Below are 13,413 nucleotides of genomic sequence, written 5' to 3'. Positions count from 1 at the left end.
AACTGCAATCTTCCAGTACATAAATGGCTTCTACAACACCCGTCGCCGACATTCATATCTGGGCGGCATCAGCCCACTCGCGTTCGAAGCCAAGGTGGCATAATAAGATAGGTGACCGGCACAAAACCGTTACAATCCAAAACCTTGAAAGCTTCCTCGAGACGATTTTTGGCGCCTTACAATCCCGTCAATCGCTTCCTGCTAGTTTGACAGTTCGCCTCTCAAGCCAATCTCCTCGTTCTCTCTCTGTGTAACTTGGCAGGTGGACCGCGAAGATTAATCTGATGCCTGCACACCACCAGTACGCTAAGTCGCTGCCGAGCCGGGCTTTCTCCATCGCTCGCGCTCCCGGCCGGCGTGGTTCATTGTGACCTGAGCCCCCCCCGGCCGGTTAGGGGAGAGGTAAGGCCACCCCCGCCGGGCTTTCTCAAACAGGAGGGGTGGCCAACTTAACCATCGCAAAATTGGTCAAGTCGAGCCGTCCTACCCATAGATGCTAACAAGTTCTGACCATTCTCTTCCCGGAGCCAACTCCGGCGCGCGAAAAAGCAAACGCAACGCATGGAAGCATGGTGGTCGGCCGGTCGGGGTGAGGGCGCCAGCCGCTAGGCTGCGTGGCATAGCGAAGCTTGTTAAGAAGGATCATATCTGAGTGCTTGCGCAGCCGCACGCAGAAGCGTGATGAGATTATCGGGCCAATTAGAGCCTGTGGCAAATCTTATCCAAAGGTCTCAAGACACCGTTTAGCATAAGCGATGAAGTTCGATATCAGATCGGTGTCAGCGGCGACGTGCTGGAGGAAACGCAACTTGTGAGGAAATGCGCTTCCTCCAGCAATTTTCGATGGCCTATTCAGGCCTTTGTCCCTCACCCGTAGGCGACGAAGTCGTAGTTGGTGAGCTCTGTGCCAGGTGTGACGGCGGCGAACAGTGTTTGCGATGCAGCTCCCGATCCATCGGGATCGTAGAAGATGCGTCCGTTTGCCTGATCGTAGATGATACGGTCATCCGCATCTGCGGCTGAGCTGCCGAGGTGGAATGCCGCTTCTGTAAGTGTGCCGGAGCCCGCAATGCCGTCAAAGAACGCCCGGTTGAGGCTGATCATGTCGTCAGCGCTCGAGAAGTCGAGGATCTGGTCCACGCCAGAGATCGGGCCGTCAAAGCGGAACACATCACTTCCCGAGCCTCCGGTCAGGGTGTCGCTTCCGAGGCCGCCTGTAAGGATGTCATTGCCCGCTCCGCCATCGAGCGTATCAAGGCCAATCTCTCCATAAAGGAAGTCCGCACCATCACCGCCGAAGATGGTGTCATTGGCATCTCCGCCGAACAGACGGTCATCCCCAATCCCGCCATCCAGCGTGTCGAAACCTGCACCGCCTCGCAGCTGATCGGCACCTGCCTCTCCATAGAGCCGGTCATCGCCCGAGTTGCCGTCGAGGTAATCATTATCATCCCCGCCGTAGAGGATGTCGTTGTCCGCCTCGCCAAAGAGGGAATCACTCCCGATCCCACCTACAATGATGTCATTGTTGTTGCCGCCGTAAAGCCGGTCATTACCTGCCTCGCCGAACAGCTGGTCATCACCATTGTAACCGCGCACATTGTCAATGCCTTCACCGCCATAGACGCGGTCGTTGCCAAAGCTGGCAAAGACGTAGTCATCGCCAGCACCCGCTCGCACATGGTCGTCGCCGCCGCCTGAGAACACGCTGTCATTGCCGCTGCCGCCATCAACGTAGTCCGCACCAGTACCCGAATAGATCCGGTCATCGCCTCCCTCACCAAAGAAGGAGTTGTTACCACCAGGATCGCGCAGGTGATCCGCATCCTCTCCGCCGTAAAGCTTGTCGTCACCCAAACCGCCGTTCAGGTAATCAAAGCCCGTGCCGCCGCGGAGCGTGTCTGCGCCATCGTAGCCGAAGATCTGGTCGTCACCAAACGCGCCGTCTATGTAGTCATCACCCGCGGAACCGTAGAAGCGTTCGCCGCCATGAAACCAGCCGTCCAGGTTTTCGGCAGTTAGGTTAAATGCGGTGGTGCTCTGCAACGTGACCACCGTCGAATAGCTATTAGCGCCGCCGTCTCTGTCGATCTGGAGAAGCGTGTCCGCACCGCTTTGCACAAGACGCAGGTGGCCAGTGGCGAACGGGTTAGTGCTCTGGTCCCAGTTGGTAAGATAGCCATCGAGGAATGCTGACCATTCCAACCGGTCTCCACTCGCACCAGCCTCAAAGTCAGAAATGATAAGCGGACCAGTCAGGTGGTTTCGAAGGGAACCGTGCAGTTCGAGTACGTCGCGGCCCGCTCCCAAAGTTATACTTGCCCCATCCTGTACTGTGAGGATGGACACAAGATCGTCACCTGCGCCCACGTTGATCGAAACAAGACCGGCGTTGAGATTATAGTAGCTTACCCTATCGGCGCCATCACCGCCTTCGATGCGGACCTCCTCGAATGCGCCTCGATCGCTCCGCGAGATGAAGAAATTGTCGTTGCCGTCTCCCCCAGAAAGCGTATCAGAGCCGCCGTCGCTATCTTCGAAAAAGTCATCTCCTGCACCGCCTTCGACCAGGTCTGAACCTGCCCCTCCATTGAGGTAATCATTTCCTGCACCTCCTCGGAGAATGTCGTTACCAACGCCACCGTTTATGTCGTCATTACCCCCAAGTCCGTCAATAGTGTCAGCACCTACTGTGCCGTTGAGAATATCGCGCTCCTCAGTACCAGTGATTACCTGTCCCAAGACGGCGCTGCCATCAGGTGGAAAGCCACCAAGGTTTTCAGTCGTTAAAGCATCAGCAGTAGTATTCTGGAGTGTAATAACCGTTGTGAAGCCGTCCCCACCGCCATCTCTGTCGATCTGGAGAAGCGTGTCCGCACCGCTTTGCACAAGACGCAGGTGGCCAGTGGCGAACGGGTTAGTGCTCTGGTCCCAACCGGTCAGATAATTGCTGAGGAATGATGACCATTCCAGACGGTCGCCGATTGCACCAGCTGCAAAGTCCGTAACAATGATCGGACCATTCAAATTGCTGCTGAGGAAGCCCGGAAGTTCGAGAACATCGCGGCCTGTACCGAGGGTAAGCGTTGCCTCGTCTTGAACGGTGAAGAGGGAAACGTAGTCCTCCCCTGCACCCATGTCGATCGAGACAGAACCTCTGCTCTGATTTTGGTAGGTCAGCCTATCGGCGCCGTCACCGCCTTCGATACGCACCTGCTCGTAGGCACCTGAATCGCCCCGCGCGATGAAGATCGTATCGTTGCCGCCGCCACCAAGAAAAGTGTCGGACCCACCTTCGCCGTCTTCTAGCCGGTCATCGCCTTCACCACCGTCTAGGAGGTCCGAACCTGACCCTCCTTCAATATAATCGTTTCCGGATCCGCCTCGAAGAATATCATCTCCCGCCTCTCCGTAGATGTTGTCGTTGCCTCCAAGGCCGTCGATAGTGTCAGCGCCTGCCGTGCCGATGAGGGTTTCACCTCCCTCAGTACCATTTATAGTGGTCATGTAACCTTTACCTCGTTGCAACTAACAATTTTGGGGAAGAGCGACCCTCCATTCCTGCCTAACTGGCACAATTGCTCAGTCATCGCTACGGCAATCTGCAGCTTTGTCCCTAAATCAGACGCCAACTGAATAGCTTAGCTATTCCGGATGGCGCGTTTTGGTGAAGCGCTCATGGCAGATGCACGCCGCCACGGTATTTGCAACGGACGAGGTGCAGGTGCATCTGAATAGGCGCCTTGCCTGAGAAGAGTTTGGCAGGCAGTCTGTCTCCGACCTGCCTGTGAATTTCCGGCCCGCAAGCCTCGGGCTGTTTAACAGCGGCATCGAAACACTTCCGAAGTCTCTCATGATGATAAATCCGGTTAAGCTTTCGAGTGACTTGGCCGTGGACGAGGACCAAAATCCTGCTATTTGGACCAGCCACGCTATCGCCTGCTGGCGACCAAAAATGCTCGTGGCGAGCTTTCCTAATCGACTCCGAGGAACGAAACTGCCCATGCTAAGCAGAGGAACCGCGCCGGAGGCTCGCTTGACCGGAGGACCCAAATTACGGTCGGCGCTTGGCACAAGGAAAGCTATCGCTGCTGTCGCAATTTTGAGCGCTCTGCTCAACATATTGTTTTTGGCGGGCCCTTTATACATGCTTCTCATATATGACTCGGTCATGCCGAGCGGCAGTGTGCCCACCCTTGTAGGCTTGCTCACAATCGTGACCGTGATTTATTTCTTTTTAGGCATATTCGAGGTGCTGCGCGCACGAATCTTGTCAGATGTGGCTGCTCAGTTTGATCGGCAGCTCACCGGGCACGTTCAAGACTTGATAGCTGATGCTCAGCTTAGAGGAGAGCGGGACGGCGGTGATGGAATGACCCCCCAACGTGACCTGGACGCTATTCGCAACTTTTTGGCTGGCTCAGGTCCTGGCGCCATTCTCGATCTGCCTTGGGTGCTGCTGTTCTTGGGCCTTTTAACTTTGCTGCATGCCTGGCTCGGTCTTACAGCACTCGCGGGAGCATTAGTCCTGATCGCTATTACGCTTCTCAATGACCGACTGAGCCGCGAACCGATGCAGAAGGTTGCGCAGACACTCTCGCAGCGAACACGACTCGCGCTGGACACTCAGCGGCAGATGGAGGTTGTACATGCGCTCGGGATGCGTGGGCGAATGAAGCAACGCTGGCAGCACGTTAATTCTACCTATTTAGCAGATCAGGACGCTCTAGCACGAGTCAGTGGTCAGCTAGGAGGGTTTAGCAAGGTGTTCCGCCTCTTCTTGCAATCCTTAGTGTTGACGGTCGGAGCGCTGCTTTATCTGCGCGGCGAAGCTAGCGGCGGCATTGTCTTTGCTGCTTCCATCTTGGCTGCTCGCGCGCTTGCTCCGATAGACCAAGCCATAGCAAACTGGCGTGGATTGACAGCGGCAAGGCAAGGCTGGGAGCGCTTAGAAACTCACCTGCGTCACAGCAACGTTGATGAATTTTCGAGGCTGGAGCTTCCGCCCCCACGGCGCTCTCTCTCGGTCGAGTCGCTCGCCATCAAGGCGCCGGCAGGAAGCCACGTTATACTACGAAACGCCACCTTTAAGCTTGAGGCTGGAGAGGCGCTGGGAGTTGTGGGCCCAAGTGCCGCGGGAAAGACAAGTCTTGTTAAGGCGTTGACCGGCATATGGACTCCGCTCTCCGGGGAGATCCGATTGGATGGCGCCGCACTTGATCAATGGGAGTCTCATCGCCTCGGAGCTCACCTTGGGTATTTACCACAACAAGCCGATTTGTTTGAAGGAACGGTAGCCGAGAACATCGCGCGCTTCGACCCGACCGCCTCGTCTCATGACATCATCGATGCGGCTCAAGCAGCTGCTGTGCATGAGATGGTCCTTGCGCTGCCCGCCGGGTATGATACCTCAGTTGGTCCGGAAGGCTTGAACTTGTCGGCTGGGCAGAGGCAACGGATTGGCCTTGCGCGGGCATTGTTTGGCAAGCCGTTCTTAGTGGTTCTGGATGAGCCAAATTCCAATCTTGACCTCGAAGGGGAGCATGCACTTGGAAGGGCCATAGTGGGGCTGCGTAAACGAGGAGCAATTACGGTGCTCGTGGCGCATAGGCCATCTATCCTAAGTTTCATGAACAAGATTGCTGTATTGAAGGGAGGAGCGATCCTCGACTTCGGAGATCGGCAGGCCGTTCTATCGAAAATGGGCCTCGTGGGCAGAGATAAGCCTGAAGTTGATCCGCGAAATGCTGTGACTGTAAGGGCGGCGCAGAGTGGTTGAAGTCGATGGTCCGCGATCAACTTCAGGGGCTCTCTCAATTGGTGAAGATGTAGCGTCGCCGGCTGGAAAGAGTATGCAGTTGTGGCCCGTCTGGGCTGCGGTTTCGGCGCTTCTTTTGATTGTTCTCGTCGCTGCAACGATGACCCAGATTAACGGGGCCGTTATCATTGGCGGGGAGCTGGTGCCAGCATCCGAGGTCAAAAGGATTGCTCACCCTACCGGAGGCGTCATCGAGGCGATCGCTGTTGAAAACGGCGAAAAAGTTGAAGAAGGTTCTGTTCTCCTCAGGCTCGACACGAGCGTTTCATCAGTCAGCGCAGAGCTTTCGGAGCGCTCAGTAGATCGTCTTCTTGCGCAGCGGGCGCGCCTGCAAGCACAGATTGCTGGGGCCGGCGCGATTGCTTTACCGAAGGCGCTGCTAAACAGATCCGACATTTCCGCTCAGCAGGCGGTTGAAGCTGAACTACGCCAATTCGAATTAGATCGCAGCGAAAGAGTTAGCGTGCGACGGCAGCTTGCGGAGCGTATCTCGCAGCTCAACCGGCAGATCGAAAGCTACGGCGCACAAATAAATGCTCTGGAACTGCAGCGCGAGCTCATACAGCCGGAACTAGAAGGATTACGCAGGCTGCGGGAGAAGGGCTATGTGACAATAGCAAAACTTAACGAGATGGAGCGAACTGCGATTGGATTGGACGGTTCGATCGGAGCTATTCAAGCAGACATTGCAGGGACAGAGGCCCGTATCGCGGAAGCACGCGAACAGCAGGTGCAGGTCGAGCAAGCAGCACGAGCCCGCGCGGGAGAAGAACTGAACAGAGTGGATGCTCTGCTCAATGAACAACAGATTCAGAGTGCAAGCGCCTCAGATAGGTTCGACCGGAGCGTGATCCGCGCTCCGTTTCCGGGTGTCGTAGACCAGATGGCTTATAACGCGATCGGCGACGTTGTGGCCCCTGGCGAAGCCATCTTGCGCATTGTTCCGCAAGAAGATCAGCTCATCTTCGAAGGCGTCGTAAGATCAGACGAGATTGATGAACTGCGAGTGGGCCAGGATGCGCGCATACGACTGTCGGCTCTAAATGCAAATACTACGCCGGAGCTCCCCGGCACCATAACGTTTGTTTCTGCAGAATCTCAGCGTGATCAGTCGACTGGAATGGAGTTCTACCGCGTACGTGTCCAGTTCGCGAGGGACAATGGAAGTAAGTTGCAGCTTATTCCCGGAATGCCTGCGGAAGCTTTTGTGGGTACGGGCGAGCGATCGATTATCTCCTACTTGACGCGGCCTATAAGAGAGCAACTTACCCGCGCGTTCCGAGATTAAGCCAACATGCCGGGTTCTTTGTAGAAGGAGTGCCAGAATCCCATCGTGCTCGTGCTCATGGATCCGACGTGATCATCCGGAAGGTCGTACGTTCCTGACAGAGCAGAGCCCGAACTTTTGCGGCGCTCCGCAGCACCATCGCCACGCTGCAATCTGCATCAACGAGAGGCCGTCAAGTCGCCCACGCGATCGATCTTACACTCCAATTGGGATGCGGTGCAAATATCGGATGCACGGCGGCACAGTGGATCGAGCAACACGCTAAGGTTGTCCGAAAGCGACGTTTTCAAGTCGATAGCGGCCTGGCAGCGAAAGACTTACTTATGGAGGTGGAGAGATTTGATAGCTTCTATAGTCGAAGTCGGCAGGATCTATGCCATCCTCACGAGGCGAAACTCTCAAATATGAGTACACCTGGGAAGTTCGGAGCGGAGAGAATAGTCGGCGCGTGGATTGCAGAAAAGCGCTACTTCAAGCCCGGCGTGTTCCCCGCAAACAGCACAACATTGAAGGTTCAAGATGTAAGCCATTATACGCAGATCATCTGGCGAGACACCCGCGAAGTCGGTTGTTCAACCAGAACGGGCAAGAGTGAGCAGATCTTAGTATGCCGCTATAACTCACCTGGAAACGTGGTTGGGAAAAGACCCATCTAAGGATGAATTGCTGTTCGCCGAGCCAAGGGCCCGCTGCGATGATTTGGCGACTACGAAATGTATTCTGGTTCGCCGGAACCGCAGATTGTTTCGCGTAAGTGCATTCGTGAGGCACGTCAAGGCACCTTTGCGGGATTTACCGCACTCTAGATCCATTCGTGAATGTTGCTTTCACTGCGATCTCTCTCCAGGTGATATCGAAGTCGTGCGGCTTTTCGCGTGAGCAGGGCTCAAGAGCTGGCTGCGCAGCGAAGCGCAGCAGGCCCTAGGCATAGATGCGCTCCATCTATCACAGCGAAGTTGGCAGGTTGCGGATCGTGCGGTTTGGAGCTTTGGCAATCTTTACTTAATGAGTTTTCTTTATTCCTCTCACAGGAGGAGATAATCGACGTATGCGAATAACTGCCGTTCTTGGCCCATCGCCTGACAGCGATCACACCTTTTCCGACCTTGGCGTAGTTTCGGAACGCCGGTCTTCAGAGCGACGTCTTCTTACCCTTTCTGCTGTTGCAAGCGCCTCGTCTGCTGAAGATCTTCGAGTTGTAGTACGCGACATCTCGCCTGAGGGTTTTTTGCTGGAAGTCGTGCAGCCGGGCTTGGCTCTCGAGGATGGGCTAGAGGTCGAGCTACCTGAACTTGGTCTTGTTGCTGCGCGTGTTATTTGGACGAGCGGCTGCTTATTCGGCTGCAAGTTTAATAACGTAATCACCGAATCGGCCATCAGCGCCGCACTATTGAAGGCCGAGCCCATTTCATCAGGGCGGAGTTCTTCAGATGGTGCCCTTCAGCAACGGGAGGAGATAAGGTCACGACTTACGCCTCAGTTAAACTTGTCCGCGGCTCTTTCCCTTACGATTTTGCTTTGGATAATGATTGGATCGTTGACCTATTCGTATACGAATTAGCGGATTGATCCCAACGTTTAGAACCTGCGGTTTCGAGCTACGATGGTTGCATCAGGATCAGCCTTATAGGCGAAGGGTTTGAGGTCTTTCGCGTTGTACACGTGGATGAGGCGATTGATCGCGGCCTGGAGATTGATGAGCGAATGAAAGACGCCGCTCTTGAGCGGCCGCCGGGTTAGTTGCGCGAAGAAGCCCTCGACAGCAATGAACCATGAGCACGAGGCGATCCGGGGTGACCGGACGCTGGCGGAGCTCGCGGCCAAGCACGGCATTCACCACATGATGATTGCTTTTTGGAAGCGGCAGGCCGGTCGCGGGCATGGCGGACACCTTCCCGGGCGGGGGTGACGCAGCAAAGGTTGCCAGCGACGCCGAGGATGAGAAGCTTCACGCAAAGATCGGGCAAAAGTTGCTTTTCTCGCGGGTCGCAGAAAATGGTAAAAATTAAATCGCCTGAGATGTTCTGCCCAGCGCATGCGAACAGAAATTCTCGCGAACGGTCAGGTGCCGGCAGCTTCTTGCGCAAGGCGCGTCGACGGTGCTCGCTAGCGTAGATTCCATCGCCGAAGGTGTGTGCTACCGTGACCAGGAATTATACCGCTCTTGCCAATTCCAGTTTTTACTGAGGAAGGGCTTAGACTTTATCGCGCCGATCTGCTCAGCCAGCTTCGCCAGCTTCTCAGCGGCAGGCTTTTTCCAGCCTTGGCTCATGGCCCAATATTTGATCTTGTCAGGCTGAAACTTGTGATCTTTCGCGCGCAAAATACGCAGCGTCGCATCGACCTGCCTCTGGTCAGCCGCAGTTAAATGCCTTTTGGAGAGAGTGACCCCGTTCGTTAGCCATGTAAGCGCTTTTTCAACAACGGGATCATCTATAAAAGGGAGGGGTTTGCTCGGCTGTTGTCCGTGAACGTCCGGGCTCCATTGTTCCACCCACTTCTCGATGTTATCAACGTTCCTTGGAACGGCGATGATTGCCGTCAGATTCCTAAGTTCTTCGAGTTTATCCAGTATTTTGTCGTCCGCATCCCAAGCGATAATTGCTGCGTTCTCCACATCGTATTCGAGCGTGCGCGCTGTAGCATGTCGAAGCCGTGCACCCTGCGATAGCTCGAGTGTGCGGCCAGCGAATAGCTCCTTGGCCGCGGCTTCGTGCATCTGGCGAGCCAGTGAAGCGACATTTAGGTCCGCTTTAGCGTGCGTGAGCAGAATGTAATCTTCGGCGGGGGGCGAAGCCTCCTCGCCCTTGTTTTCAGCTTCAACAAGCGCCAGCGACCAGGCATCGGTGTCCTCAGCATCGATCGGAATTACATATCGTATCGGTTGGCCCACTGGCGCGCTCCATCATTGTTTCTGCTAATATGCTTTCTTTTAAGAAACTTTCTAGCGTCGAGTTTTCGATGCGCTCAACAAGCGAATTGATGCGCCTGAATTAGGCGAGCAAGGTTAACAGCGGCCGACTAGCTACGATGTCATCAACAGGCCGTCCTGATTGCCATTCGCCCCATTTTGCGGCGGCGCCAACTACGAGATGCGCCCAGGCCGAGTCGTTCAGGCGTCTTCCACGCGCCGTTCGGGCGACCAGGCCCAGCTAGATGAGGTAGTTCGTCGTTTTAGCGTGAATATGGCGCCAATCATTACGAAACAGAAAGTGACCTAGAACGCCCGATCGCAAGCTCCTCTGGCGGTTGCAAAGGCGGGGCATCAAATCGTTCGTGAAAGCCAGTAAGACGACGAAACATGGCGGCGCGAGCGACCTTAATCTACAGCGGGATCTACAGCCAATCCGTCTCGGCGAACTTCGTAATGCAAATGCGGTCCAGTAGAGTTGCCAGTCGATCCGACGAAACCAATAATGTCGCCTTGCGCCACATCTTGCCCGGGCCGGACATTGAGCCGCGACAGGTGGGCGTAGCGCGTCTGCAGACCGGCAGGATGGTCGATTGTAACCAGCAGACCGTAACCGCCTCCCCAGCCAGCCACAGACACAAAGCCGTTTGCTGTCGCTCTGATCGGCGTTCCAGCGCTTGCTGCGATATCAATGCCCTGGTGCGCTCTGCGCCCGCCGGTGAGAGGGTGCATCCGAACACCGAATCTGCTGGTAACAACACCCGCGATTGGCGAACCTTGAGGATAAATTTGTTCTTGCGTGATTAAACCTTGCCGGTTCTGCGCAGACGGCGGCGACGACGTAAAATCAACAAGCAGCCCACTGCCTGCGACTGTGGAGCGGATCGCGTAAATCGGCGCCTCTGATTGAACCCCTTCCGGGCCGATCGTGATGACCGCGCCAGAGGCGTTCGGCGCCGGAAGCCCCTCGGAAGTCGGAGTGAGGGGAGATAGTTGTGCGCTGGAAGGCATTGGATCTTCTTGCGTGATGGCAGTGAAGCTCACCTCCTTCGGTCTCGCCATCGCGGCAGAGGGAGACATCGTCATGCCGGCCGCTGTAAGGCAAGGCAAAGTTGCCGCAAAATATCGGAATCTTCCCACGAGACCTCTCCTCTACCAGTCTGCTTTGTACCCAGTATAAATAGCCAGCCAAACAAAAGATTCCGAACCTTCGTCGAGGGCGAGGATGCGGTAAGACCGCAAGCAGTTTCATGGGGTGCTTTAGCTAGGCTGAGGATGTGTTCTTCGTAATTTTTTCAATGCCAGCGTAGGTACCGTTACCAACAGCGCGACGCACCCGAGTGAGCAGTTTCCCAGCCATGCGACGGCAAGCGTATAGCCAGCCTGGTGTACTCCGTAAATTACGGAGTCGCCGGGTAAAATATCCCGAATCTCGTTGAGGATGAGAAGCAGTGCTCCATTCGCACGCTTACACAAACGCGGGTATGCGCTGATCCCATAGCATACAAATCATCAGATCCGCGTTCTAATCAGCAGTCCTTTGAAGAAGGTCGAACTCGGCCGCACTGCAATCACCAATACGCCGCTTGCTGCAAGAGTAGCTCCAGCGACCATAACCCATCCCACTTCATCACCTGTTACGCCTGCGCCCATCATAATGGTGAAGATCGGCGTGAGCAGGGTAATCGGCGCTACTATGCCCGCTTCGTTCCGCTGCAAAATGTGGAAGTACAAGGTATGTGCGAAGACAGAGACGACTATCCCTGAAAACAGCAGTGCGCCTCCCAGCTGCCATGATACGGCGAACGAACTCGTAATCTGTGCACTCTCAAGCAAGATGCTGAGAGGGAGCAGCAGCATGGTAGAGAAGAAGCCCGCCCAAGCCATCAGCCGTAGTGCCGAAAGATCGATCGTCTTGAGGTATACTGATCCCAGCGCACCAACGAAAGCGCCGGCAAACACATAGAGCAGCCCGCCGCTGTTCTCCCAGCCGGTGGGCGATGCGATCGCGATCAAGACGCCGCACAAGGCCATGCCGATGCCTATGCCGCGCCGCCAGCGGACACGTTCCTTGAGTATCACGATGGCCAGCAATACTGTCATCGGCGCGCCTGAGAGCTGTACGATGGCGGAGGACGAGGGTGTCGCATCCTGCAAGCCTACAAACAGAAGGGCGAAACCGCCTCCGCTCACCGAGGTGGTCACCAACGCAACGCGCCACCAATCCTTTCCTGGCCATCTAAGCCATGGAAACAAAGCTACGACCACGACCAGCGAACGCATTGCGGCATAAAAAAGCGGCGGAATAGCCATGTCAGTCACGACGATACGGCTGACGATAACGTTGGCCGCCCAGATCAGGCATAGGACTACCAGGAGGAGAACGTCGCGAACCGGCATTCCCCGAGATTAGCACCGCGAACATGGCGGGTCAGGTCAAATGCTGAAGCGATCAGCAGAAGATGTCGGTTGGTGCGGGTTAGAAAGCACGTTCACTCAAGCGCAGCAAGAAGCCATCCTGCACATAATAGTTTATGCGGAAGCTGTAGAAGAAGGACTCCTGCATCATTGCTCACTATCAGCATATCTCCTGATCGTGAGAATCACTGAAACGGCAGCTTGGCTTCTCTGGCAGCGAAGTATCTCAAAATAAAACGGTACAGAGCAGGCATGGCAATCATTTGCCTTAATGTTCAAAGCTACTTTAGCTGAATTCTCGCTTTGCGTGGGATGGTCCCATCAGCCAAGCAGAAGAAGGCAATTAGTATTAGCTCTAATTCGATGTTCTGAGAGGAGAAGCGGCCCTTTCCGCTATCAAACCCGCGGAAGGAGATCGCTAGAATTTGCCAAGTTCTCGGAACCTGCAAGGTGCCGGTCGGTTGAAATCATGTATGCTAAATGTTCGGCAATATCCGGTGCGAACCATCGACGTCCCCTCACAAACCTCAATCTTTGCGGCGCGTAAGGTAATTTTTAATCTTGGTGCCGCAGAACCGTTGCCATGAACGCAAGAATCTCATCCTGGCTCGATTTTCTCCTCAAGGGTGGAGTCGTTCTTCTCGTGCTTAACGAGATCCGCGGCTTGGTCCTTGCCGTTCCCGTCATCTATGCTTTGTGGCAGTCGGGCGGCACGCTGATGGCGTGGTGGATCGCCTTCTGCTCACTGGGCGGGATTGTTCTTTCAGTGGCTGTGCCGGTCTATGGTACGCGCTGGGCTCGAAAGCGGTTTAATCAGTCTCAAGCGGCCTGAGCTTACCGTTAGCGCTTACACACGGTTGCTTTTTCTGCCGCTCTAGGCAGTAGACTCGTAAGCGTTGATCCAGAGACGTGCTGAGAAGAGCTTGATGGCGGCCAGAAAGTTGTCGGCTCGTTTGTCGTAGCGGGTCGCCAAACCTC

10 protein-coding genes and 2 pseudogenes are annotated in these 13,413 nt (G+C 55.3%); 7 read left to right on the top strand and 5 right to left on the bottom strand.

All coding sequences use genetic code 11. The annotated features are described in order from the left end of the window. Positions 1–103, top strand: a 103-nt coding sequence (locus G7A66_RS14460) for an IS3 family transposase (RefSeq protein ID WP_332310451.1), incomplete at its 5' end; no start/stop codon positions are given. A gap of 764 nt (positions 104–867) precedes the next feature. Here the strand turns inward: G7A66_RS14460 and G7A66_RS00050 are convergent. Then, positions 868–3,507 carry a calcium-binding protein gene (locus tag G7A66_RS00050; RefSeq protein WP_174293668.1) on the bottom strand — a complete coding sequence of 880 codons (2,640 nt, stop codon included), beginning with the start codon at positions 3,505–3,507 and terminating at the stop codon, positions 868–870. A 346-nt stretch (positions 3,508–3,853) separates the two neighbouring features. Here G7A66_RS00050 and G7A66_RS00045 point away from each other — a divergent pair, with 346 nt between their 5' ends. From G7A66_RS00045 to G7A66_RS14550, 4 genes are all read left to right on the top strand, one after another. Continuing rightward, on the top strand, positions 3,854–5,779 hold the full coding sequence (locus G7A66_RS00045; RefSeq protein WP_332310450.1) for a type I secretion system permease/ATPase: 1,926 nt from the start codon (positions 3,854–3,856) through the stop codon (positions 5,777–5,779). Next, positions 5,772–7,106: an HlyD family type I secretion periplasmic adaptor subunit gene (locus G7A66_RS00040; RefSeq protein WP_174293666.1), complete on the top strand. Its 1,335-nt coding sequence runs from the start codon at positions 5,772–5,774 to the stop codon at positions 7,104–7,106. Before G7A66_RS00045 ends, G7A66_RS00040 begins: the two co-directional genes overlap by 8 nt. A 206-nt stretch (positions 7,107–7,312) precedes the next feature. Then, the gene (locus G7A66_RS14555; RefSeq protein WP_174293665.1) at positions 7,313–7,762 is read left to right on the top strand and encodes a CAP domain-containing protein; all 450 of its coding nucleotides are present in this window, start codon (positions 7,313–7,315) and stop codon (positions 7,760–7,762) included. A gap of 392 nt (positions 7,763–8,154) precedes the next feature. Beyond that, positions 8,155–8,667 carry a PilZ domain-containing protein gene (locus tag G7A66_RS14550; RefSeq protein WP_174293664.1) on the top strand — a complete coding sequence of 171 codons (513 nt, stop codon included), beginning with the start codon at positions 8,155–8,157 and terminating at the stop codon, positions 8,665–8,667. Between the two features lie 17 nt (positions 8,668–8,684). On the opposite strand, the pseudogene G7A66_RS14040 reads toward G7A66_RS14550, so the two are convergent. Then, positions 8,685–8,888 (bottom strand): annotated as a pseudogene (locus G7A66_RS14040) (IS630 family transposase); the annotation flags it as partial. On the opposite strand from G7A66_RS14040, the pseudogene G7A66_RS00025 reads away from it, so the two are divergent. Continuing rightward, a pseudogene (locus G7A66_RS00025) lies at positions 8,872–9,073 on the top strand (transposase); the annotation flags it as partial. The pseudogenes G7A66_RS14040 and G7A66_RS00025 overlap by 17 nt on opposite strands. A 170-nt stretch (positions 9,074–9,243) precedes the next feature. Here the strand turns inward: G7A66_RS00025 and G7A66_RS00020 are convergent. The 3 genes from G7A66_RS00020 to G7A66_RS00010 form a co-directional block, all read right to left on the bottom strand. Next, positions 9,244–9,999, bottom strand: a complete 756-nt coding sequence (locus G7A66_RS00020; protein WP_174293663.1) for a hypothetical protein — start codon at positions 9,997–9,999, stop codon at positions 9,244–9,246. A 426-nt stretch (positions 10,000–10,425) separates the two neighbouring features. Then, positions 10,426–11,103: a M23 family metallopeptidase gene (locus G7A66_RS00015; RefSeq protein WP_232366541.1), complete on the bottom strand. Its 678-nt coding sequence runs from the start codon at positions 11,101–11,103 to the stop codon at positions 10,426–10,428. Positions 11,104–11,529: 426 nt separating this feature from the next. Further along, positions 11,530–12,417 (bottom strand): DMT family transporter, encoded by an 888-nt coding sequence (locus tag G7A66_RS00010; RefSeq protein WP_174293662.1) that lies wholly within the window; start codon positions 12,415–12,417, stop codon positions 11,530–11,532. 601 nt (positions 12,418–13,018) lie between these two features. Here G7A66_RS00010 and G7A66_RS00005 point away from each other — a divergent pair. Next, on the top strand, positions 13,019–13,267 hold the full coding sequence (locus G7A66_RS00005) for a hypothetical protein (RefSeq protein WP_174293661.1): 249 nt from the start codon (positions 13,019–13,021) through the stop codon (positions 13,265–13,267). Positions 13,268–13,413: the final 146 nt, after the last annotated feature.

Origin of the sequence: Alteripontixanthobacter muriae (genome assembly GCF_013336795.1) — a bacterium.
Lineage (GTDB): Bacteria > Pseudomonadota > Alphaproteobacteria > Sphingomonadales > Sphingomonadaceae > Pseudopontixanthobacter > Pseudopontixanthobacter muriae.
The sequence above is the reverse complement of the archived record's forward strand: the minus strand, read 5'-3'. Positions and strand labels throughout refer to the sequence as shown.

What these genes read in the sequence shown, in the direction of transcription:
- G7A66_RS00050 (WP_174293668.1), bottom strand. Translation starts at nt 3,507, where the DNA reads ATGACCACTATAAATGGTACTGAGGGAGGTGAAACCCTCATCGGCACG.
- G7A66_RS00045 (WP_332310450.1), top strand. Translation starts at nt 3,854, where the DNA reads ATGATGATAAATCCGGTTAAGCTTTCGAGTGACTTGGCCGTGGACGAG.
- G7A66_RS14550 (WP_174293664.1), top strand. Translation starts at nt 8,155, where the DNA reads ATGCGAATAACTGCCGTTCTTGGCCCATCGCCTGACAGCGATCACACC.
- G7A66_RS00015 (WP_232366541.1), bottom strand. Translation starts at nt 11,103, where the DNA reads ATGACGATGTCTCCCTCTGCCGCGATGGCGAGACCGAAGGAGGTGAGC.
- G7A66_RS00010 (WP_174293662.1), bottom strand. Translation starts at nt 12,417, where the DNA reads ATGCCGGTTCGCGACGTTCTCCTCCTGGTAGTCCTATGCCTGATCTGG.
- G7A66_RS00005 (WP_174293661.1), top strand. Translation starts at nt 13,019, where the DNA reads ATGAACGCAAGAATCTCATCCTGGCTCGATTTTCTCCTCAAGGGTGGA.